Genomic DNA, 21,576 nt, shown 5'->3' on the forward strand with positions numbered 1-21,576 from the left:
GAGTGGTATATGAAACGTTTAGAGAAAATTTTACTTCTGACATTTACCGTAGTTGCTGTGCAAACCACGTTAATAGCGAACGCGAAAGCTCAAGCTGACTTACTGACAAAATTAGACATGGATCAGGATGGGTTTATTTCGTTAAGAGAAGCGGTAAGTAATACCGACCTGCTAAGACACTTTGGGATGATCGACACGAATGAAGATGGAAAACTAAGCCCCGAAGAACTCAAGGCTAGCGGCAAACTTTCAACCCTTCCGGATAAAAATTAATGCAGCAAATACAAAATTTATCGTTACTATTAGTATGAAAACAAAACCGTTTTACGCTTTCTATCGTTATGTAATCCGGTAATAAGTGTATACACCGACCCCAGTTAAGGGTGTCACGATTGTATGAGTGCTGGCTTACTTTTTTTCGCCTGATGGCGGCATAATTCTGATGGAGCAGTGCGAAGCAGTGCAAATAAATAAAAAAATAAAAAGTAGTGTGAGAATTTAGTGAGACTAGGTTCTTTAAGACAACTTACATTAGGCAGTTTTGTACTGGCGTTAGTCCCGCTAATTGCATTGTTATGGCAAAGCCAACACGATTTGGCAAAAGTGGGACGGATGACAAGTATTGAAACCCGTTACGTTGTGACCGTAGTGGGGTTAATGCAACAACTTGATGCCGCTGCAATAGATTTAGAGCGGAGTATCAGACAATTCGTCGTGTTAGAAAGTAACGCAGTAGCCGATCTTACTGATAATGCGCTGTTGCAGTTCATTGATGCTAAAAAATCGCTGTGTAAAGCGCTGGAAGACAGCCAAACGTGTATTCGACTGGATAACCATATTTCTCAGCTGAAGGCCTTTCGAAGAATAGATGATCAATTCTTGATGAACACCTATCTGGCGTCGCTGAATAGTAGCGTTGCCAGCATGCGAGGCGATGTTGATTTGGCTATTCAACAACGCCTCGCGATTCAAAAAGAAGATCTGAATACGATGCAAGCTAAACAGGCCTGGTCTACCGCCATGCTGGTAAGTGTTTCGTTATTGCTTATCTTGCTTGGCAGTCAGCTTATCGTTAACCCGGTAAAAAAGCTTAAACAAATTATCCGAATTTTGGCGCAGCAAGAAGGAGAACTGCCGCCGTTATCCACCCATGCTCCCAGAGAACTTATTGGCGTTGAACGCGATCTTCATTGGCTGGCAGAGCGTTTACAGCAGTTAGAACATATTCGAACGGCGCTTCTGCGCCATGCTGCTCATGAATTAAAAACGCCACTGGCTAGTATTAAAGAAGGGTGTAGTTTACTGTCAGATAATGTTGTAGGAAGACTTAACCCGCAGCAGGTAGAAGTACTTGGTCTACTTACTTCCAGCACTCAGCGATTAAATCAATTAGTCGAAAAATTACTCGACTATAATTTGTTATTACAACAGGCACAGCCGACGTTTGCTCAGGTTGATGTCAGTCGCTTACTTAAGGAGTGTCTTGAGGATTATGCGCTGGCCCTGCAGGACAGGGAAGTTACCGTGGACCTGCAAGTCGAAACTATCTTGATAGATGAAGAACTTTATCGACGAATATTGGATAATCTGATATCAAATGCGGTAGCCCATGGCGCGGTCGGCCGTCCCATTAACGTGAGCATATATATGAAGCGCGATAAAGCCATTCTTGACGTGGCGAATAGGGGGAAACGTATTCCAGCGGAGTCTGTCGAAAAGTTATTTGAGCCTTTCACCAGAGGAGAAGATCCTCGTAACGATAATGTGATTGGCACTGGACTGGGATTGTCCATAGTATCTGATTGCGCACGCCTTATGCACGGTGACGTAGCAGTTGTAGATGTTGATTATGCTGATGTTTGCTTCAGGGTGACCATCCCGCAAAAGGAAATGGTGTAATGAGAATAATAGGCTGTATTTGCGTAGTGTTGTTGGCAGGATGCAAATTAGTTCCTCCGCCACCTGTGGAAACAGAGCAACCCCTTCCTCCAGAAGTGGTGGAAGTTAAACAGACAGAACCCATTGATACCTCTGAATTGTGCCTGGTTGAAAAAGAGGTGGCTGAATTCGAACATCGCTGCGATTTAGCTTACTGGACTTCGCTATGGATCAAAGCCGATGAAATGTCCTGGCCGCGGCGCAAGGACGCCATCAATGCGTTGGGCAATTCTTTCGAGGACAAACTGACTAAGATAATATTTACCTTACCGATCAGCACGCCCTATCAGGATAGGCTTCGAGCATCGCACTGGTTAAAAGAAATTCAAGCCAGGTTGTCTCCTGACTTTGCCCGTTTGGTGAAGTCGATAGTGCAGACGCCAAACGAACAGATATTAGAATATGAGTCCGCTATTACGTTATTAAGCAGGGTGAACACGCAACAAAGTCAGAGCATCGAAAACCTGCAAAAAGAGTTAGAAGCTCAGCGAAAAAAAGTAGAAGAACTGTTACAGATAGAAGCTTCATTAATGGATAAAAACAGGAGTAGTCAGCAGTGAGCGATACCACCAAAGCAAACCCGCAATTACTGTTGGTTGATGATGATAAAAGTCTTTTGCGCTTGCTTACCATCCGGCTTGAAGGGGAAGGGTATAGCGTAACTGCCGTGGAAGATGGTCATAGTGCGCTTAAAAAACTGCGCAGCGATGATTTCGACGTAGTGTTAAGTGATTTACGTATGCCAGGGCTGGATGGCTTAAGCCTGTTTGAAGAAGTCATGGGCATTCGCAAAGACATTCCTGTGATATTGATGACCGCACACGGCACTATCGCGGATGCCGTGGCAGCGACTCAACGAGGCGTATTCGGTTTTCTACCCAAGCCAGTTGATCACGACGAATTACGAAAACTGTTGCAAAAAGCATTGAGCCAGTCGTTGGCCGCACAGCCGAAGGACTGGTGTCAGGACATTATCACGCGCTCTCCTGAAATGTTAAATGTGTTGGATCAAGCGTATCGTATCGCGCAACGAGAAGTAAGTGTACTGATCAGCGGTGCGAGCGGCACGGGCAAAGAATTATTGGCGAATGCAATTCATCGTGCCAGCAACCGTCGCGACAAACCCTTTGTCGCTATCAACTGTGGTGCATTACCAGAAAATCTGCTTGAGTCAGAATTATTCGGTCACGCGAAAGGAGCATTTACTGGAGCAGTGCAAGCCAATGCGGGGCTATTTCGCGAAGCCGACGGCGGCACACTTTTTCTGGATGAAATAGGTGACATGCCAATGACGTTGCAGGTTAAGCTGTTGCGTGCGTTGCAAGAACGTTCGATACGACCTGTTGGCAGTAGTAAACATGTAGATATTGATGTGCGCGTAATTTCTGCCACCCACAAAGATTTGCATAAAGAGATGGAAGAGGGCACTTTCAGGGAAGACTTATATTACCGCTTAAACGTGGTGAACCTGAAATTACCCTCACTCAAAGAGCGCAGCGAAGATATTCCGCTGCTGGCTCGTGCCTTATTGCAGCAAAGTGCGCAGCGTCACGGCGTGAATGTGAATCAATTCTCTGATGATGCCATGCAGTTGATGGTGAAATCTGACTGGCCGGGCAACGTGCGGCAATTGGTTAATGTGGTAGAACAGTGTGTGGCACTCACGCAGACACCTGGTGTGCCTTTACATTTAGTCGAGCAGGCATTATCAGCAACAAAGCAAAGCTGGCCCACTTTAACGGAAGCCCGCGATGCCTTTGAGCAAAAGTATTTGTATAAATTGCTTAAAATGACGGATGGTAACGTCACGCGTGCAGCAGAGTTAGCCGGGAGGAACCGCACCGACATGCACAAGTTAATGAAAAAACATGAACTGGATGCTGGAGATTTCCGCTAAACCATTATCTCAAACGCCTTCATTTTTGAAGGCTTTGCTTCTTTGCTTCCATTTTATCTGCTTATGATAATTCCCATTGGGCTTTAGCCAGCCTTTTGTTTATACTATGCGGCCTTAAAAATGCCTGATTGTGTCAGGCATATTACACACGAATTCCTTATTCACTGCTATAACGGTGAATAGTCAGAAAAACAGAGAAAATCAGGGGTCAATGACCATGCGCACAGATTACTGTGGGAAAATTAATGCGTCCTATGTCGGACAAGAAGTGACACTTTGTGGTTGGGTAAATAAACGCCGTGATTTAGGCGGTGTCATCTTTGTTGATTTACGTGATCGTGAAGGCATTGTGCAGGTCGTGTTTGATCCTGATCTACCTGAAGTTTTAGCTGAAGCAAATAAATTAAGAAGTGAATTTTGCGTAAGATTAACGGGTAAGGTACGCGCGCGTCCTGCTAGTCAGGTTAATACGCAAATGACAACCGGCGAAATCGAAATCTTGGGCACCGGTCTTGAGATCTTTAGCAAGTCAGCCGCCCTTCCTTTGGATTGGAATCAGGAAAACTCAGAAGAGCAACGCCTGAAATATCGTTATCTTGACCTTCGTCGCCCTGTGATGAGCAACCGCTTGCAGTTTAGAGCAAAAGTGACCGGTGCAGTGCGCCGTTTCCTCGAAGAGAATGGCTTTTTGGATATTGAAACGCCAATTCTTACTAAAGCCACCCCTGAAGGCGCACGGGATTATCTGGTTCCAAGTCGAACGCACAAGGGCGAGTTCTTTGCATTGCCGCAGTCTCCCCAATTGTTCAAACAGTTACTGATGATGTCGGGCATGGACCGTTATTATCAAATCGTTAAATGCTTCCGTGACGAAGATTTACGTGCTGACCGTCAACCTGAGTTTACCCAAATCGATTTGGAAACCACCTTTCTCGATGCTGAAGGTGTGATGAACATTACCGAAAGCATGATCCGGGATCTATTTCAGAAAATGTTGGGTGTGGATTTAGGTGACTTCCCGCGCATGACATATGCGGATGCAATGAAACGGTACGGCAGTGATAAACCTGATTTGCGTAATCCACTGGAACTGGTGGACGTGGCGGATTTGCTTAAAGACGTTGACTTTAAAGTGTTCAGTGGACCGGCAAACGATGTTAAAGGGCGGGTTGCAGCGATCAAGGTGCCCCAAGGAGCCACTTTATCGCGTAAGCAAATTGATGAATATACCAAGTTTGTCGGCATATACGGCGCGAAGGGCTTGGCCTGGATCAAAGTAAACGATGTCGAGCAAGGACTCGAAGGGCTGCAATCGCCAATCCTCAAATTTTTAAATGCGGAAATCGCCACTGCTATTATCCAACGTACCCACGCACAAACGGGTGATATTCTATTGTTCGGGGCAGATTCGTATACTGTCGTAACCGAATCGATGGGCGCTCTTCGCCTGAAACTCGGTGAAGATTTTAATTTACTCGAAGGGGACTGGAAACCACTATGGGTGGTCGATTTCCCCATGTTTGAAGAAATAGACGGTCAGTTCCATGCGTTGCACCATCCATTCACGTCGCCCCGCAATCTTAGTGCAGAAGAGCTAAAAGCAGATCCTGCTAATGCCTTGTCAGATGCTTATGATATGGTGTTAAACGGGGTGGAATTAGGTGGAGGTTCAGTTCGTATCCACGACCAGGAATTGCAATCGGCCGTGTTTTCCATTTTGGGCATTAATCAGGAAGAAGCGCAAAGCAAATTTGGTTTCTTACTGGAAGCGCTACAATATGGCGCACCGCCACATGCTGGCTTGGCGTTTGGCCTGGATCGTCTGGTGATGTTGATGACCGGCGCCACCTCGATTCGCGATGTTATGGCGTTTCCAAAAACCACCACCGCAGCTTGTCCACTTACCGACGCACCCAGTCCCGCCAATCCGCAACAACTGGCAGATTTGGCTATTAAGACCGTTCCTCGTGAAAACGGGTAATGCCATTTAAGCGCCCTGAATCTGCTTTGGTAGTGCTGTACGATCAGCACTGCCGGGTTTTAATTCTACAGCGAGAAGACGATCCAGCGTTTTGGCAGTCGGTAACGGGCACCCTCGAACTTAACGAGGATCCCATTGAAACCGCATATCGGGAGGTATGGGAAGAAACTGGTATTCGCCTGCAGCAAAGCGCAAATCATATTGTTGATCACAAACTAACCAACCAATACGAAATCAGGTCGCAATGGCGCTACCGCTATCCCGCCGGAACGCGGTTGAACACAGAACATGTATTCAGTGCACGAATTAACAGCCAGTTGCCTATTGTTTTAAGCGAGCATCTTGCCTATAAATGGGTGTCAAAAGCCGAAGCCATAGCAACGTTGTGGTCTCCATCTAACCGGGAAGCGGTAGAAAGGTTTGTGCCAGAGGAAAATAAATGGTAATACTGGGTATAGATCCAGGTTCACGCGTCACAGGCTATGGATTAATAAAGCGTCAGGCTGGTAAAATTGAGTATGTTGCCAGTGGCTGTATTCGCGTAAAAGGTGATGAACTTGCACCAAGATTAGCGCAAATATTTGCCGGAGTGGTTGAAATTATTCGTCAATACCAGCCCGATGAATTTGCGATTGAACAGGTGTTTATGGCACACAACCCCGACTCCGCCCTTAAATTGGGTCAGGCGCGAGGAGCGGCTATAGTCGCTGCCACGCAGGGGGAACTTAGCGTAGCGGAATATTCTGCCCGCCAAATAAAGCAAGCCGTAGTGGGGAAAGGAAGTGCTGAAAAAAACCAGGTTCAACACATGGTTCGCCATTTACTCAATCTGCCGGGTACCCCGCAGGCTGATGCAGCGGACGCATTGGCCGTGGCTCTTTGCCACGCCCATACAGCCCAAAGCCTGATTAAATTGGCAGGGCAAGCCAGTAAAACCGTACGCAGACGATTACGATAACTAAGAAGCAGTAAATATGATTGGAAGAATTCACGGAACGCTACTTGAAAAGCAGCCCCCCAACGTATTAATAGATGTAGGCGGGATCGGCTACGAAATTCAAATGCCGATGACCAGCTTTTATCAATTACCAGAGGTTGACCAACCCGTAACAGTGTTCACCCACTTTGTAGTGCGTGAAGACGCACAGTTATTATTTGGTTTTGCTGATAAAGTAGAGCGCGGACTATTTCGTGAATTAATAAAAGCGAATGGGGTCGGGCCCAAACTGGGCTTAGCCATTTTATCAGGCATGTCTGCCAGTCAATTCTTACAGTGCGTGCAACATGGCGATGTGTCTGGCCTGACTCGCCTGCCGGGTATAGGCAAGAAAACAGCGGAACGGCTGGTGGTAGAGTTAAAAGATCGCTTAGCGGATTTTGGTAAAAATCAGAATGTAGCCCTGCCGGATTTAGAGGCCAGAATGGCCGATAAGGGTGCCATCATATCCCTCAACGATGTCCGCGAAGAAGCGCAAAGCGCGTTGATTGCGCTCGGTTATAAGCCCGCTCAGGCAAGCAAAATGGTTTCAGGGGTGTATAACGACGGCATGGCAAGCGAAGCAGTGATTCGCGAAGCATTAAAAGCCGCGATGTAGGCGTAATGAAATGATTGAAGCAGATAGATTAATCGCACCACAGGCGTCAACTGAAGAAGAAATTATAGACAGGGCCATTCGGCCGAAACTGCTTGCTGATTATACAGGACAACAGCACGTATGCGAGCAAATGGAGATTTTTATCGAAGCGGCACGGAACAGAAGTGACGCGCTCGATCATTTGCTTATTTTCGGCCCTCCGGGTCTAGGTAAGACCACATTGGCAAATATTGTGGCCAATGAGATGGGGGTAAATATTAAAACCACCTCCGGCCCTGTATTAGAAAAAGCAGGGGATTTGGCGGCATTGCTGACCAACCTTGAACGCAATGATGTGTTATTTATTGATGAGATACACCGATTGAGTCCGGTGGTAGAAGAAATTCTGTATCCAGCGATGGAAGATTATCAATTGGATATCATGATCGGAGAAGGTCCTGCGGCCCGTTCCATTAAGTTGGATCTGCCTCCCTTTACCTTAATCGGGGCGACCACCAGAGCGGGGTCGTTAACCTCACCGCTGCGTGACCGTTTTGGTATTGTTCAGCGTCTTGAATTCTATAACGTGACGGATCTGACCACGATAGTGGAACGCAGTGCGAGTTATCTTAATATGCAGATGGACAGTTCAGGCGCCAGTGAGATAGCACGCCGCTCCCGGGGCACTCCTCGCATAGCTAATCGCTTACTGCGCAGAGTTCGTGATTATGCAGAGATCAAGGCGGACGGTGCGGTGACCGCAGAGGTAGCTGCCAGCGCATTAGACATGCTGGATGTCGATAAAGAAGGCTTTGACTACATGGATCGTAAGCTGCTTACGGCAATCATCGACAAATTCGATGGCGGTCCAGTTGGCCTGGATAACCTGGCTGCAGCCATTGGTGAAGAAAAAGAAACCATTGAAGATGTCATCGAGCCGTTTTTGATCCAGCAGGGTTTTTTGCAGCGAACTCCCAGAGGACGTATCGTGTCGCAGCGCGCTTATTTACACTTTGGTTTTCAGCCCGCGAAGTAGGTTACTAATTAGTAGTCATCTGAATGATCTCTTCAATACTAGCAGCATCCTAACTAGCTATTCCTGAATCGATTCTGGGTTGTCACAATCCCGTCTATAGTGCAGTTCATTATAACGTCTTTTAATTCCATAATTGCGATACTGCAATGAGGCAGGAACATGTTAAAAAGGACAGTTTATGGATAAACTAAGCAATACAGAAATTATGCTCGTTTCCGGTGGGTGGCTAAGAATGAGGACTTAATTCCAACAGTGGCTCGAGGTGCAGGCCTAGTTGCCATGGCATGTGCCATAGGGGGACCTGCGGCAGCGTTATCGGGCGCCGTCATAGGGGGAATTATGGCTTACGGAAATCATTCGTCTAATAGCGGAAAGCGTAAGAATGATTTACTCGAGAAATGTAAAGTGAAGCCAACGTGAAACTAACTTGTCCAATGGGGTGGTTTAAACAATATTTAGCTTGTTATCTAAAGATAGGCATGCCTTTTACCCTAGTATTTTACTTAGCCTCTATTCCAGAAGATCTTCACGTAGAGTGGTATCCCGTTTCGACCTTGCTGGCAAGTATAGTATTAATATTTATTGTAATGTTGGTGCAGAAAGGATAATTGGCGAACATACTAATAGACTGACCATTTGATATGGCGGGTTAGTGATTCAAGGGCCGCTACGCCCGCCAGTGAATTACCCATTTTATTTAACGCTGGTGACCACACACATATCGAAAACCGTCCTGGTACCACCGCAATGATGCCACCGCCAACGCCACTTTTACCCGGCAGTCCCACTTTAAATGCAAAGCTGCCTGCTTCATCATATAAGCCGCTGGTGGCTAATAAGGCGTTCATTTGGCGAGTCTGATCGCCGGTCAAAACGTCGCTTTTAGTAATAGTACAGAACCCCCGATTCGCTAAAAATTGAGTGGCCCGAGCCAAATCAACACAACTCATTCTCAGGGCGCAATTCATAAAGTAGGTATGCAATACTTCTTCGACATCATTATGAAAATTACCAAATGCTTTCATTAAGTATGACATGGCAGCATTCCGGGCACGATATTCAAACTCTGATTCGGCCACATCTACATCAGATAAAACATAAGGATTGCCCGAAAGCTTTCTAATCAAATCCCGTAACGCCACATGGGGGGAGATTAGACGTGAATGCACCATGTCACTGACAACGAGTGCTCCTGCATTAATAAAAGGGTTTCGGGGGATGCCATTTTCATATTCCAATTGCACCAGTGAATTAAAGGGCAACCCGGAAGGTTCACACCCCACACGTTCCCAAAGTGAATTGCCGTAGTATATATAGGCCAATACAAGGTTAAACACTTTTGAAATACTTTGGATGGAAAAGCCTGTAGTGGCATCACCCGCCTTGGTGACATTACCCTGTGTATCGCAAATCGCAATACCAAATTGGTTTGGGTTTACTTTAGCCAGTTCGGGAATATAGCTAGCGACATTCCCTTGCCCAACAAGCGGCTTAACCTCTTCGAGAATGTCGTTCAGCAAATCCTGCATTAAAACTCCAAATAAAATAAGTGAATTGTTATATGTATTGTCCGGTAATCGAACAATTTTTTAGTGTGCGGCTTTAGCAGTTTTCTTTCAATACGTTAGTTAGTTTTCATCGATTACTTTAGTTTGTACTTTTAACCTTTTATGATGTGTTTTCTCTCATTGTGCTAAGCCGATTTGCTGGAAGATGTCCATGATAATAGAGTTTTTCCCCCAACTAATGACCGTAGGGGTCATCGCCATATTTATGGCCATAAGCCCCGGGGCGGATTTTGTGATGATCACGCGTAATAGTATTTTTTATAACAGAAAGTCGGGGTTGTTCTCCGCTGTAGGTGTGAGTGTTGCAATATGGTTGCATGTTGCATATTCGATTGCTGGCTTAGCTGTTATTATTTCCAGCTCAGTTTTACTGTTCTCCATTATCAAATATTGCGGCGCGGCTTACCTGATTTACATGGGATACAAAACCTTTAGAGCGAACACCAGTTTAGACATAGAACCTTCGCAAGGCAGTATGAGCGGTTGGGCTGCGTTGCGAATAGGGTTCATCACCAACGCGCTAAATCCTAAAACTACGGTCTTCTTTTTAAGTATATTTACTCAAGTGGTTGAGCCTGGAACACCAGTTCTAATTCAAGTGCTTTTCGGTGCAATTATTTCGCTGGCGCACTTAATCTGGTTTAGTGGCGTAGCTATATTCCTAACGCAACCTCGGCTACTGTCGGCATTTAAACGTAGTAAAAATACCATTGAGAAAATAGTAGGGGGAGTGTTGGTCGCGTTTGGAGTAAAAGTTGCCTTTCATTCAAATTGACCCATTCGCTAGTGCTGAAAACGCAGAATTTTTATTCACCGATGAATACAATCGTTGCCCCAACGCCCCAACGCCCCAACGCCCCAACGCCCCAACGCCCCAACGCCCCAATGCCCCGACGCTTTAACAACAGAGCTAGAGGCGGGTATCCAGTCAAGGCGCATGGGTGACAAAGTGAAGGATGCTAGAGCTTTTCGAGCCATTGTAACGCAGAATAGATATCCGCCTCTATCTCCCATTAACCGCCGCGGATAACAAGAAATAAGTAATAAGTAATAATTAATTATGCCAGTTTACGCTTTATTTCATCCATCATAACTTTCACGCGATGGGGAACAAATCGTTGCCGTCGCGAACATAGGTACAGCGTTTCGCTGACTGGTACAGGGAGACGGTGTACCCGGATAAGCTGCGGTTTAGCAAACGATTCCACGGCATATTGGGGTAACACGGTAAACCCTAAACCTAAACTGACAGGCTCAGGGATCAAAGCTATCTGATTACAAAAGCCCGCATGCCTTAATTGGGGGTTTTCTGCATATTCGGGGAAATTGGCGCTAAGTAGCAGCTTTGCGTGATACTCTCCGTCAGGATGGTTGATGAAACCGAGGCGAGATAATATTTCCCAGTCAACATTCATTGTTTTTTCAGGGGTTATTACCACCAAGGCCTCCTCGCCAATAGCCTCAGAAACCAGCAGGTTGTTAGCTGGCTCGGTTGTGACAAGGCCAATATCCGCATTACTTTCGGTGAGGGCTTCGACAGTATCCTCATTGGGAGCGAATCGATAGTCAATATTTAACTTAGGATGCCGACGCTGAAACGCAAGCAGGTGAGGGTAAAGCTTTAATCCGACGCTGCCGGGTGACATTATTCTTACAGTCCCTTCAAATGCTGGATCCGCGGTAACACGTTGCTGCACCGTCGATAATAATTCAACAATTTCTTTTCCTTCCAAATAGAGCTTTTTACCCGCCTCTGTGAGGCTGAACTGCTTATCCTCTCGCGCCACTAATGGGGCACCTATCTGTTTTTCGAGTTTTTTAATATGTTGACTAACCCCAGATTGGGTCATAAACAGCTTATCTGCGGTGAGCGTGAAGTGTTTTGTTTCAACTAGGGTGCAAAATGTCTTTAACCATACCGTATTGATCATTACGAAATGTACTCGAAAATATAATTATTGATAATTTCACTTAATGAATCTTGGTGTCTACACTCATCACTGTCAACTAAAAGAGGACAATTTATGAGCACTACATTCCCTAGAACATTCTCTCATATAGGTATATCCGTGCCTGATCTCCAAAAGGCTGTGGATTTTTACACTAACGTAATGGGCTGGTACCTAATCATGCAGCCCACCGAAATAAAAGAGGGCGACAGCGCCATCGGACAGATGTGTACCGATGTATTTGGTAAAGGGTGGGGCAGCTTTAAAATTGCCCATTTATCTACGGGGGACCGAATAGGTGTGGAAATATTCCAGTTTCCTAATCAGGAAAATCCAGACAATAATTTTGAATATTGGAAGACGGGCATATTTCACTTCTGTGTGCAGGATCCAAACCTGGAAGAACTGGCTGATAAAATTGTAGCAGCAGGTGGCAAAAAACGGATGGAAAAACCTCGTTACTACTATCCCGGTGAAAAACCCTACCGCATGATCTATATGGAAGATCCATTTGGCAATATTGTTGAAATTTACAGCCATAGTTACGAACTGACCTACAGCGATGGCGCGTATTAGCTTCTCGTTGAATTTTCTCGCAATGCCCAATCCGTTTTATCGAGCCTCTTGCTTCTGCAGAGGCTCGATCTTACTGCAGTGTGGATCCACACTTGAATAATCCATTGATAACCACGACATTAAACATAATTATCCTTAAAAATTCAGGTAGGCGTGTTGTGGGTCTGCAAACTATTTTAGGCGCTGGTGGCCAAATAGGCACTGAATTAGCTCTGGCACTGAAACGCTATCATACTGATAAAATACGCCTGGTCAGTCGAAACCCACAAAACGTCAATAGTAGTGATATGCTGTTAAGGGCGGATTTATTAGATCTGCAGCAAACCTTCCGAGCAGTAAAAGGGTCCCACATCGTTTATTTAACTGCGGGCCTGCCCATGGATACCAAACTGTGGGAACAGCAGTGGCCCGTTATAATGCGTAATGTAATAGAAGCGTGTAAAGCACATCGTGCAAAATTAGTGTTTTTTGACAATACCTACATGTATGCCCAAACAGATACGACACAACGTGAAACTTCTGAGTTTACGCCAAGCGGCAGAAAAGGGGCGGTCAGAGCGTCAATAGCCAGTGAATTAATTGATGCGATAACACGCCGCGAAATTAAGGCGATGATTTGCCGTGCGCCAGAATTTTACGGCCCTGACAAAACCCAGAGTATTACGAATCTCACTATTTTCGAAAAGTTAAAGAAGAGTAGAACCGCGATAGTATTTCTGCGTGACGATACTGTACGGACGTTAATTTATACCCCCGATGCCAGCAGAGCGATGGCGCTGCTGGGCAATACACCAGACGCATATAATCAAACCTGGCATTTGCCTTGCGATGATAATCGAATGACTTATCGGCAAATCATCACAAAGTGTGAAGAAATACTAGGGAAAAAGTGTGAATATAGAATACTAAAAAAATGGCAGTTGACTTTCTTAGGCCTGTTCAACCAGCAACTAAGGGATACCGCTGAATTATTGCCACGCTACAATTGTGACAATATGTTCGACTCAACTAAATTTAAACGGCGATTTCCTGATTTCTGTGTGACCCCATACTCAGATGGATTCGAAAAGACATTATTGGTTTAGCGCAGACCTAAATAATTTAAAATATAGTGAAATCGGGAATAAAAAAAGCCCGCTCAAAGTGAGCGGGCAAAACAACAAGTGTTGAAGGAAATAAATCCAGGGAACTCATGTCTAACAGGAGAAAAACTCTTTCACAATAACTAGTTACTTCATGTAACACGTCATGTGCTGTGCGACTGATGCGATGCATTATAGAGAAATTTTCAATACGGACAATTGAGGAAAATTATTTTTTCAAATTAAAAAATCTAATGCGTTAACGCGCTGTTAATGACAGGTGATAAATTGGTTTAATGCTACGGATTATAAAGGGTTTATTGGAAAATATTTTTTCTGTAGGGGCTTGTTTCCAACCCGCCGTAATATTATCGTAACATTAACAAATGTACTGCAAAGCATAATTATGCATAATTTTAACGTACGGGTTTATTACGAAGACACAGATGCGGGCGGCATCGTTTATTACGCCAATTATCTCAAGTTCATGGAACGCGCCAGAACAGAATTATTACGCGATCTGGGCTATGAGCAAGATACTTTAATTGAACAATCTGTGGCGTTTGTCGTCAAACGGGTTGAAATGCATAACTATGCGCCTGCAAGATTCAATCAGCTATTGAGTATTGAAACACAGGTTGTAGAATTAAAAGGCGCAAGTGTTACATTCAAACAACAAATAAAAAATTCCACGGATGATCTTTTAGTCTCCGCGGAAATATTAATAGCCTGTGTGGATCTGGCCAACATGACGGCCAGACGACTGCCACGCTCATTGAAAGGGGATTTAACGCGTGTCATCTGATTTAACCTTCATTGGCTTGTTTCTTCAAGCAAGCTTCATTGTACAGTTAGTTATGCTACTTCTTATTGGTGTCTCTATTGCATCATGGACTTTTATATTCCAAAGAAGCAAGGCGTTAACCAAAGCGCGCAAAGAAATGCGTCAATTTGAAGACAAGTTCTGGTCCGGTGCAGATTTGAATCAGCTTTATCAAGAATTGTCGGCGCGGTCCAATGTCTCCGGTATGGCCAGCTTGTTTTGCGCCGGTTTTAAAGAGTTTATGCGCTTGCGTAAAAGTAATACCAGTATCAATGGCATCGTTGATGGTACTGATCGAGCTATGCGGGTAAGTATGTCCCGTGAGGTTGAAAGCCTTGAAAGCCATCTTCCCTTCCTTGCTACAGCAGGTTCAATCAGCCCTTATATCGGCTTGTTCGGTACAGTATGGGGCATCATGAACGCCTTTATTGCGCTAGGTGAAGTGCAACAGGCCACCTTAGCGATGGTTGCTCCGGGGATTGCCGAAGCGCTTATCGCCACTGCAATTGGTTTGTTTGCTGCTATTCCAGCGGTTATCGCTTACAACCGTTTTAGTAATCAGGTAGAAAAACTTGAGAACAGTTACGGTAACTTTATGGAAGAATTTTCAGCAATATTACATCGTCAGGCGATTGCATCCCATGTCCAGTCACCAAATCAGCAATAATCAGGTGATTGGGAGAATTCACAATGTATACACGTAAACGTCGTCGTCCTGTTTCCGAAATCAACGTAGTGCCTTACATCGATGTGATGTTGGTGCTATTGATTATCTTTATGGTCACCGCGCCACTGGTCACCCAAGGCGTAAAAGTCGATTTGCCTAAAGCCAGTGCGGAACCGATAGAACAAGAAGACAATCCACCTCTTATTGCATCTGTAGACGTTAAAGGCCGTTATTACTTGAACGTGGGGGAAGATCAGGAGCGCGTGCTGGAAGGAGATGAATTAGCTGCGCTGGTTCAGGCTCAACTCCAAAAAGATCCAAAAACCCCAGTAGTGGTGAAAGGAGATGGGCAGGTTGCCTATAATGAAATCATTCAGTTAATGGTGTTATTGCAAGGGGCGGGTGTCCCTTCTGTTGGACTCATGACCGATCCGGTGGAGCCTGAGTGAAGAAAAAACAGTCGTCGCTGTCGCCTGAACAACAATCGTTGCTAAAATCTCTGGCTCTGCACCTTGGGATAGCCATACTGTTGCTAATCAGCATCACATTTTCTCCCGAGCCGCTAATGGCGCCAGCGGAATCTGCGCCAGCAATTCAAGCCGTTTTTATTGATGCACAGGCCATTGCGGATCAAAAACGCGCCAAGGAACAGGCTCAGGCGCAAGCTCGCGCAGAGGAAGAGAAAAAACGCCAGGCGGCGGAAAGAGAACGGCAACGGCAACTTAAGATTAAACAGGAAGCAGAGCAAAAACGTAAACAGGAAGCTGAACGTAAACGTCAGCAGGAATTACGGGAAGTAGCTGCACAAAAAGCCAAAGAAAGAGAAGAGCAGGAGAAAAAAGCAAAAGCAGAAGCAGAGCGTAAAAGAAAGGAAGCACAAGAAAAAGCTGAGATGGAAAGGATCATGCAAGAGCAGCTGAAAGCGGAACAGGCAGCACAACGTCAACGCAGAGCGAAACAGGTGCTGTCTGAAACGGAGCGCTACCAGGCGCTTATTCAGCAAACGATAAAGCGTTATTTAATTGAAGATGAGAGCTTTGAAGGAAAATCCTGTCGGCTAAATATCAAACTTGCTACAACCGGTCTGGTGACGCAGGTAACCATCTTAAAAGGCGATCCTGCATTATGTCGAGCTGCACAAAGTGCGGTTTTACGACCTGATAAAATGCCGATGTCAGATGCACCTGATGTTTATGAGAAACTTAAAGATATTAATTTAACAGTGGAACTATAGAACGATGCGTAAATTTCGAGTTTGGCTCACCGTTGCCCTGTGTTCAGTTAGCATGCTGGCTCAGGCAACCCTTGAAATCGTTATTACCGAAGGCGTAGACAGTGCTCGCCCTATCGGAGTAGTCCCATTTAAATGGAAAGGAAATGGGCAGCAATCAGGCGCTATCTCAGACGTGGTCATGGCTGACCTGATGCGCAGTGGTAAATTCAACCCAATTTCCCCAGACAAAATGCCTCAAAAACCCACTACCGATGGCGAAATCGACTATGCTGCCTGGGCGGCAGCGGGTGTCGATACCGTTTTAGTTGGGAGCATTGAAGAACAGTCTGTAGATCGCTATCAGGTGTCCTATGAGCTGATCGATGTATTGCGAGGACAAATCACGGGTGGTAAATCACGGGTATTAAATAATGGTGAATTGGTCGCGAGCAAGGATCATATTATTGATTCCCGACAAGCTATTATTAACAGCAAAGACTTTCGTCAATACGCGCATCGTATCAGTGATGTAGTATATGAAAAGCTTACCGGCACCCGCGGTGCGTTTCTCACCCGAATCGCGTATGTGATTGTGCGTGATCGTGAAACCAATAAGTTACCCTATCAATTGGTAATCGCTGATTACGACGGCGAGAATGAAACCCGTTTACTTTCTTCTCCTGAGCCTTTAATGTCACCGTCCTGGTCGCCAGACGGGGAAAAACTCGCTTACGTAAGTTTCGAGAACAAACGGCCGCAAATATTTATCCAAGATATTTACACCATGAAACGTACGCCGGTAACCGATTTTCCCGGCATAAATGGAAGTCCTGTATTCTCGCCAGATGGCAAGCAACTTGCTATGGTGTTGTCTAAAGATGGCAATCCTGAAATTTATGTAATGGATTTAGCCAGTAAAGAATTGCGCAGAATAACCCGAAATCGGGCAATTGATACCGAACCTTCATGGGCACCTGACGGAAAAAGCTTGATATTTAGTTCGGAACGGGGTGGTAAACCTCAGATATATAGCGTAAATTTAGCATCAGGCAAGATCAGACGCCAGACTTTTGAAGGTGAACAGAATTTAGGTGGTACGATTACACCAGATGGAAAACAGCTAGTGTTAGTTAATCGCACCCGCGGTAACTATCATATAGCCAAGCAGGGGATGAATAATGGCGCATTGCAGGTGTTGACTCGTACCTATTTGGACGAATCACCTAGTATTGCTCCGAATGGAAGCATGATTATTTACAGCACCCTTCACGAAGGAACACAGGTTTTATCCCTGGTTTCCCTTGATGGGCGTTTTAAGGCCAGGTTACCAGCAGCTAATGGGCAAGTGAAATCACCAAGTTGGTCACCATTTTTGTTTTAATAAGCTAAAATCATTGATGAATATAAGTAAGGAATAAGAGGATGCAAATGAACAAAATAATGAAAAGCTTCATTATCGCGTTACCTGTGGTGACTATGATGGCCTGTTCTTCAGGTCCTAGCGAAGAGGAGCTCGCAGCAGAAAGAAACCGTATGGCGCAAGAACAAGCTGAAGCAGAGCAAAGAGCGCGTGCAGAAGAAGAACAACGCGTACAAGCTGAAGCGGCTCAGCGTATGGAACGTCAAAAAGAAATGGTTCAACAGCAAATGGACGAGTTGAAGCGCGAGCAGACGGTTTACTTTGATTTTGACCGCTCTACTATTAAGTCAGAATTCCAAAGCTTATTAGATAAGCATGCAGAATTTTTGATTCAGAATGCTGATCAAAATGTTGTTATTGAAGGACACACTGATCAACGCGGTACACCTGAGTACAACATCGCCTTGGGCGAACGTCGTGCGCAAGCGGTTGAAACATATTTGCTAAATGCTGGCGTTAGCAGCAATCAAATCTCTACTGTATCTTACGGTGAAGAAAAACCAGCGGTAATGGGCTCAACTGAATATGCTCAAGCTCAGAACCGTCGCGGAGTGGTAGTTTATAAATAATGACTAAAGCAATAACAGACCGATATTCTTCCGGTTCTATTGCTCGGGGCGCTACCTTGTGTAGCGCCTTGCTCGTTTCTGTAATGGTGAATGCGCAAGCGCCTGTTTACGATGTAAATAACGATGACACCAGCCGACGCGCAAATGCTAGTCAGGGACCAAGTGTGCCTACAGGAACAGTTGAGCAACGGGTAGCGATACTGGAAAGAATGGTTGATAGTCGCACTCAGATGCAACATCGCTTGCAACAACAGTTAGATACGATGCAGGGTGAAATTGACGAACTGCGCGGTGCTGTTGAGGTGCATACTAATCAACTGGAGAAAGTACTGGAACGTCAGCGCGAGCTCTATCTTGAAATCGACAAGCGCGTTGAAGCGCTCAAGCAAGGTAACACAGCCGTCTCAGCCGACGATAGCACTGATTATGGCGTTACACAGCCCGTTTCACGTCCCTCTGCCAGTCAAGAAGATGAAAGTACAGCATATGACAATGCAGTAAATTTAATTTTACAATCTAGAGAATATGATAAAGCGATCCCTGCGTTTCAAGCATTCATTCAGCGCTTTCCAAATAGCCAGTACGCGCCAAACGCACACTATTGGTTAGGTCAGTTATTGTTTAACAAACAAGAGTGGGCACAAGCGCAAGAGCAATTTGAAATTGTCTCTAGCCGCTTTTCAAATTCAAGCAAACGAGCGGACGCATTGTTGAAGTTGGGTGTGATTGCTGAACGTCAGAATAACAATCAGCGAGCTAAGCAGTTTTATCAGCAGGTGATAGAAATGTACCCTAATTCTTCAGCCAGAAAGTTGGCTGAATCCAGAATTAGTGGTCTATAATTCTTCACTCTGCGAAGATGTTGAAAAGCCTCTCTCTTGAGAGGTTTTTCATTTAGTGCATTTTTATGCTTCTTTGTTGGCGTAAATTTTGCCCATTCTGTAAGCGATTTGTTTTTATTTTAGGCGTTTGGATCGACTTTTTAATAAAAGTGAAAATAAATCGCAGTTTTGGGTTGCACCTGCGGCTGAAATGAGTATTATATGCCGCCGTTGCCAAGCACTGGCAACAACAGAAAAGCGAAGGGTCGTTAGCTCAGTTGGTAGAGCAGTTGACTTTTAATCAATTGGTCGCTGGTTCGAATCCAGCACGACCCACCACTTTCTTCGCTTTTTACATCTCGTTGATGGGTCGTTAGCTCAGTTGGTAGAGCAGTTGACTTTTAATCAATTGGTCGCTGGTTCGAATCCAGCACGACCCACCATCACCGAGTCAAAATTCATTTCTTTCTCTACCAAACAGCACTTTTATATGTTGATTCGGATTCAAACCAGCCACGATATTTGACAAGGCAACCAATATCTTTTTCAAATTTAAAAACCTCTCAAGAATCAGTCCAGATTTGGTCGGTAATGTGATCTCCATTCATCTCCATATTTGCCTAATCTAATTAGTCACACCTCAAATACGCTGGCGCAATCATCTAGTAGCTATCCAAGGATGAAGAAATACGGCTAACCACACCTAATTTGAACCAAATAAACGAATGCAGATAGTGGTCACATCTGCCTGCACGACTTAATGGCATATTTGATATGCATGTTAGCTTTAATGCACCACCTGTATTAGGCGAAGGATTCTCGTGGCGATGATTTAAAACTGCATGGGGATTGCTCTTAATTGGAGCTGCGGGTCATGCTCAACAAGGGCCTTCTGTAGCCACTCAATAAGATTTAAATAGGTTTTCAGAATATCGCGTAAAGACGACAGGAAGAAAATGAAATCTCAGCCACAATCGTGTATAATTTTCGCCGATATTCTTTGCAGACCTTTATCTGAATTAACGTTATGACAGTTGTATTTAGAGTCGATGAAATCGACTACCCATTTCCAAGCAAGCCAGTACAGTTATCCGAGGCGCGTAAGAAAGCGCTTCGTGAAGAAATTAAAGCGTTGTTGAAGCAACAAAACGCGGTAATGGTAGCGCACTATTATACTGATCCCGAAATTCAGGCATTGGCTGAAGAAACTGGCGGCTGTGTGGCTGATTCGTTGGAAATGGCGCGATTTGGTCGGGATGCCAAGCAACAAACCCTCATCGTCGCAGGCGTAAAATTTATGGGTGAAACTGCCAAAATTTTAAGCCCCGAAAAAAATGTGCTCATGCCAACTTTAGAAGCGACGTGTTCGCTCGATTTGGGTTGTCCGATTGATAAGTTTAGTGAGTTTTGTGATGCTCACCCGGATCATACTGTCGTGGTGTACGCGAATACATCGGCAGCAGTTAAAGCACGCGCCGACTGGGTCGTTACCTCGAGCATCGCGCTTGAAATTGTAGAGCACCTTGAGGAGCAGGGTAAACCTATTATTTGGGGCCCAGACAGACACTTAGGTTCCTATATTGCCAAGAAAACTGGCGCTGAGATGTTGATGTGGCAGGGTGAGTGTATTGTTCACGATGAATTCTCTGCACAAAAACTTAAAGATATGAAAGCGGTTTACCCTGACGCTGCAATTCTGGTTCACCCAGAGTCTCCGGCAAGCGTAGTTGAAATGGCAGATGCAGTAGGCTCAACCAGTCAACTGATTGCAGCGGCTAAGAATATGCCAAACGATACCTTCATTGTGGCTACAGATAAAGGCATTTTTTATAAAATGCAGCAGCAAGCGCCTGATAAGACTTTTATTGAAGCACCTACTGCGGGTAATGGTGCAACGTGTAAAAGCTGCGCTCACTGCCCGTGGATGGCAATGAATGGACTGGAAGCAATTCGAAATGCACTTACTGAAAACCAAACCGCACATGAGATTCATGTAGATGAGCAGCTAAGACAAAAAGCACTTATTCCATTAAATCGAATGCTGGATTTTTCTGCACAAGTGAAAGCGAAAAAAGCTGTAAACGCATAATATTCATTCAAATAACCAAATTTTAGCAGCTTTGACTTGATTCACTGGGCGACATTCCCTACTATACAGCCCGCTTCAAGATGCTTATCAAAAGCATTCGGAGAAAGAATTTGGAGAGATGGCTGAGTGGGTGAGCATTCGGTTGTCGAAGACAAAAAACAGTGATTTAACATCACTGTTTTAGAAGCGCAACGGCAAGACAGGACGTCTTGCCTGGGTGACGATCATCATGGACGTGTTACTGACTACCTGCTTCGAAGAAAAATTTGGAGAGATGGCTGAGTGGGTGAGCATTCGGTTGTCGAAGACAAAAAACAGTGATTTAACATCACTGTTTTAGAAGCGCAACGGCAAGACAGGACGTCTTGCTTGG

At 45.0% G+C, this 21,576-nt stretch carries 22 protein-coding genes and 2 tRNA genes; 22 read left to right on the top strand and 2 right to left on the bottom strand.

Features of this window, described 5'->3' with window-relative positions; all coding sequences use genetic code 11:
* The first annotated feature begins 9 nt into the window (after positions 1–9).
* The 9 genes from OPS25_RS04830 (at position 10) to ruvB (ending at position 8,426) form a co-directional block, all read left to right on the top strand.
* Positions 10–273, top strand: a complete 264-nt coding sequence (locus OPS25_RS04830; protein ID WP_265616512.1) for an EF-hand domain-containing protein — start codon at positions 10–12, stop codon at positions 271–273.
* A gap of 228 nt (positions 274–501) precedes the next feature.
* The gene (locus OPS25_RS04835) at positions 502–1,899 is read left to right on the top strand and encodes a sensor histidine kinase (protein WP_265616513.1); all 1,398 of its coding nucleotides are present in this window, start codon (positions 502–504) and stop codon (positions 1,897–1,899) included.
* A complete protein-coding gene (locus OPS25_RS04840; protein WP_265616514.1) occupies positions 1,899–2,498 on the top strand; it encodes a hypothetical protein in 600 nt (199 codons plus the stop codon). The genes OPS25_RS04835 and OPS25_RS04840 overlap by 1 nt, the downstream gene beginning before the upstream one ends.
* The gene (locus tag OPS25_RS04845) at positions 2,495–3,835 is read left to right on the top strand and encodes a sigma 54-interacting transcriptional regulator (RefSeq protein ID WP_265616515.1); all 1,341 of its coding nucleotides are present in this window, start codon (positions 2,495–2,497) and stop codon (positions 3,833–3,835) included. The genes OPS25_RS04840 and OPS25_RS04845 overlap by 4 nt, the downstream gene beginning before the upstream one ends.
* A 217-nt stretch (positions 3,836–4,052) precedes the next feature.
* Positions 4,053–5,816, top strand: coding sequence for an aspartate--tRNA ligase (gene aspS, locus OPS25_RS04850; protein ID WP_265616516.1), 1,764 nt, complete (start codon positions 4,053–4,055; stop codon positions 5,814–5,816).
* A complete protein-coding gene (nudB, locus tag OPS25_RS04855; protein WP_265616517.1) occupies positions 5,816–6,262 on the top strand; it encodes a dihydroneopterin triphosphate diphosphatase in 447 nt (148 codons plus the stop codon). The genes aspS and nudB overlap by 1 nt, the downstream gene beginning before the upstream one ends.
* Positions 6,256–6,774, top strand: coding sequence for a crossover junction endodeoxyribonuclease RuvC (ruvC, locus tag OPS25_RS04860; protein ID WP_265616518.1), 519 nt, complete (start codon positions 6,256–6,258; stop codon positions 6,772–6,774). Before nudB ends, ruvC begins: the two co-directional genes overlap by 7 nt.
* A 16-nt stretch (positions 6,775–6,790) precedes the next feature.
* The gene (ruvA, locus tag OPS25_RS04865; RefSeq protein WP_265616519.1) at positions 6,791–7,411 is read left to right on the top strand and encodes a Holliday junction branch migration protein RuvA; all 621 of its coding nucleotides are present in this window, start codon (positions 6,791–6,793) and stop codon (positions 7,409–7,411) included.
* A 10-nt stretch (positions 7,412–7,421) separates the two neighbouring features.
* Positions 7,422–8,426 (top strand): Holliday junction branch migration DNA helicase RuvB, encoded by a 1,005-nt coding sequence (ruvB, locus tag OPS25_RS04870; protein ID WP_265616520.1) that lies wholly within the window; start codon positions 7,422–7,424, stop codon positions 8,424–8,426.
* Between the two features lie 620 nt (positions 8,427–9,046).
* On the opposite strand, the gene glsB is transcribed toward ruvB, so the two are convergent.
* Positions 9,047–9,955, bottom strand: coding sequence for a glutaminase B (gene glsB / locus OPS25_RS04875; RefSeq protein ID WP_265616521.1), 909 nt, complete (start codon positions 9,953–9,955; stop codon positions 9,047–9,049).
* Between the two features lie 190 nt (positions 9,956–10,145).
* Between glsB and OPS25_RS04880 the strand changes: the two genes are divergently transcribed.
* Positions 10,146–10,769, top strand: a complete 624-nt coding sequence (locus OPS25_RS04880) for a LysE family translocator (protein ID WP_265616522.1) — start codon at positions 10,146–10,148, stop codon at positions 10,767–10,769.
* Between the two features lie 283 nt (positions 10,770–11,052).
* Here OPS25_RS04880 and OPS25_RS04885 read toward each other — a convergent pair whose 3' ends face one another.
* Positions 11,053–11,925, bottom strand: coding sequence for a LysR family transcriptional regulator (locus tag OPS25_RS04885; protein ID WP_265616523.1), 873 nt, complete (start codon positions 11,923–11,925; stop codon positions 11,053–11,055).
* Between the two features lie 93 nt (positions 11,926–12,018).
* Between OPS25_RS04885 and OPS25_RS04890 the strand changes: the two genes are divergently transcribed.
* From OPS25_RS04890 to nadA, 12 genes are all read left to right on the top strand, one after another.
* A complete protein-coding gene (locus OPS25_RS04890) occupies positions 12,019–12,519 on the top strand; it encodes a lactoylglutathione lyase family protein (RefSeq protein ID WP_265616524.1) in 501 nt (166 codons plus the stop codon).
* A 158-nt stretch (positions 12,520–12,677) separates the two neighbouring features.
* Positions 12,678–13,604: an NAD-dependent epimerase/dehydratase family protein gene (locus OPS25_RS04895; protein ID WP_265616525.1), complete on the top strand. Its 927-nt coding sequence runs from the start codon at positions 12,678–12,680 to the stop codon at positions 13,602–13,604.
* Between the two features lie 403 nt (positions 13,605–14,007).
* Positions 14,008–14,406 carry a tol-pal system-associated acyl-CoA thioesterase gene (gene ybgC, locus OPS25_RS04900; protein ID WP_265616526.1) on the top strand — a complete coding sequence of 133 codons (399 nt, stop codon included), beginning with the start codon at positions 14,008–14,010 and terminating at the stop codon, positions 14,404–14,406.
* Positions 14,396–15,091: a protein TolQ gene (gene tolQ, locus OPS25_RS04905; protein ID WP_265616527.1), complete on the top strand. Its 696-nt coding sequence runs from the start codon at positions 14,396–14,398 to the stop codon at positions 15,089–15,091. The genes ybgC and tolQ overlap by 11 nt, the downstream gene beginning before the upstream one ends.
* A 23-nt stretch (positions 15,092–15,114) precedes the next feature.
* Positions 15,115–15,540: a protein TolR gene (gene tolR, locus OPS25_RS04910; RefSeq protein ID WP_265616528.1), complete on the top strand. Its 426-nt coding sequence runs from the start codon at positions 15,115–15,117 to the stop codon at positions 15,538–15,540.
* On the top strand, positions 15,537–16,325 hold the full coding sequence (gene tolA, locus OPS25_RS04915; RefSeq protein WP_265616529.1) for a cell envelope integrity protein TolA: 789 nt from the start codon (positions 15,537–15,539) through the stop codon (positions 16,323–16,325). Before tolR ends, tolA begins: the two co-directional genes overlap by 4 nt.
* A 4-nt stretch (positions 16,326–16,329) precedes the next feature.
* Positions 16,330–17,685, top strand: a complete 1,356-nt coding sequence (tolB, locus tag OPS25_RS04920) for a Tol-Pal system beta propeller repeat protein TolB (protein ID WP_265616530.1) — start codon at positions 16,330–16,332, stop codon at positions 17,683–17,685.
* 41 nt (positions 17,686–17,726) lie between these two features.
* Positions 17,727–18,293, top strand: a complete 567-nt coding sequence (gene pal / locus OPS25_RS04925) for a peptidoglycan-associated lipoprotein Pal (RefSeq protein ID WP_265616531.1) — start codon at positions 17,727–17,729, stop codon at positions 18,291–18,293.
* Complete coding sequence (gene ybgF, locus OPS25_RS04930; protein ID WP_265616532.1) at positions 18,293–19,135, top strand: tol-pal system protein YbgF; 843 nt, start codon at positions 18,293–18,295, stop codon at positions 19,133–19,135. Before pal ends, ybgF begins: the two co-directional genes overlap by 1 nt.
* 242 nt (positions 19,136–19,377) lie before the next feature.
* A tRNA-Lys gene (locus tag OPS25_RS04935) sits at positions 19,378–19,453 on the top strand.
* A 28-nt stretch (positions 19,454–19,481) separates the two neighbouring features.
* A tRNA-Lys gene (locus OPS25_RS04940) sits at positions 19,482–19,557 on the top strand.
* Positions 19,558–20,141: 584 nt separating this feature from the next.
* Complete coding sequence (nadA, locus tag OPS25_RS04945; RefSeq protein WP_265616533.1) at positions 20,142–21,203, top strand: quinolinate synthase NadA; 1,062 nt, start codon at positions 20,142–20,144, stop codon at positions 21,201–21,203.
* The last annotated feature ends 373 nt before the right edge of the window (positions 21,204–21,576 follow it).

Source organism: Alteromonas aquimaris, from assembly GCF_026183695.1.
Taxonomy (GTDB): Bacteria; Pseudomonadota; Gammaproteobacteria; order Enterobacterales; family Alteromonadaceae; genus Alteromonas; species Alteromonas aquimaris.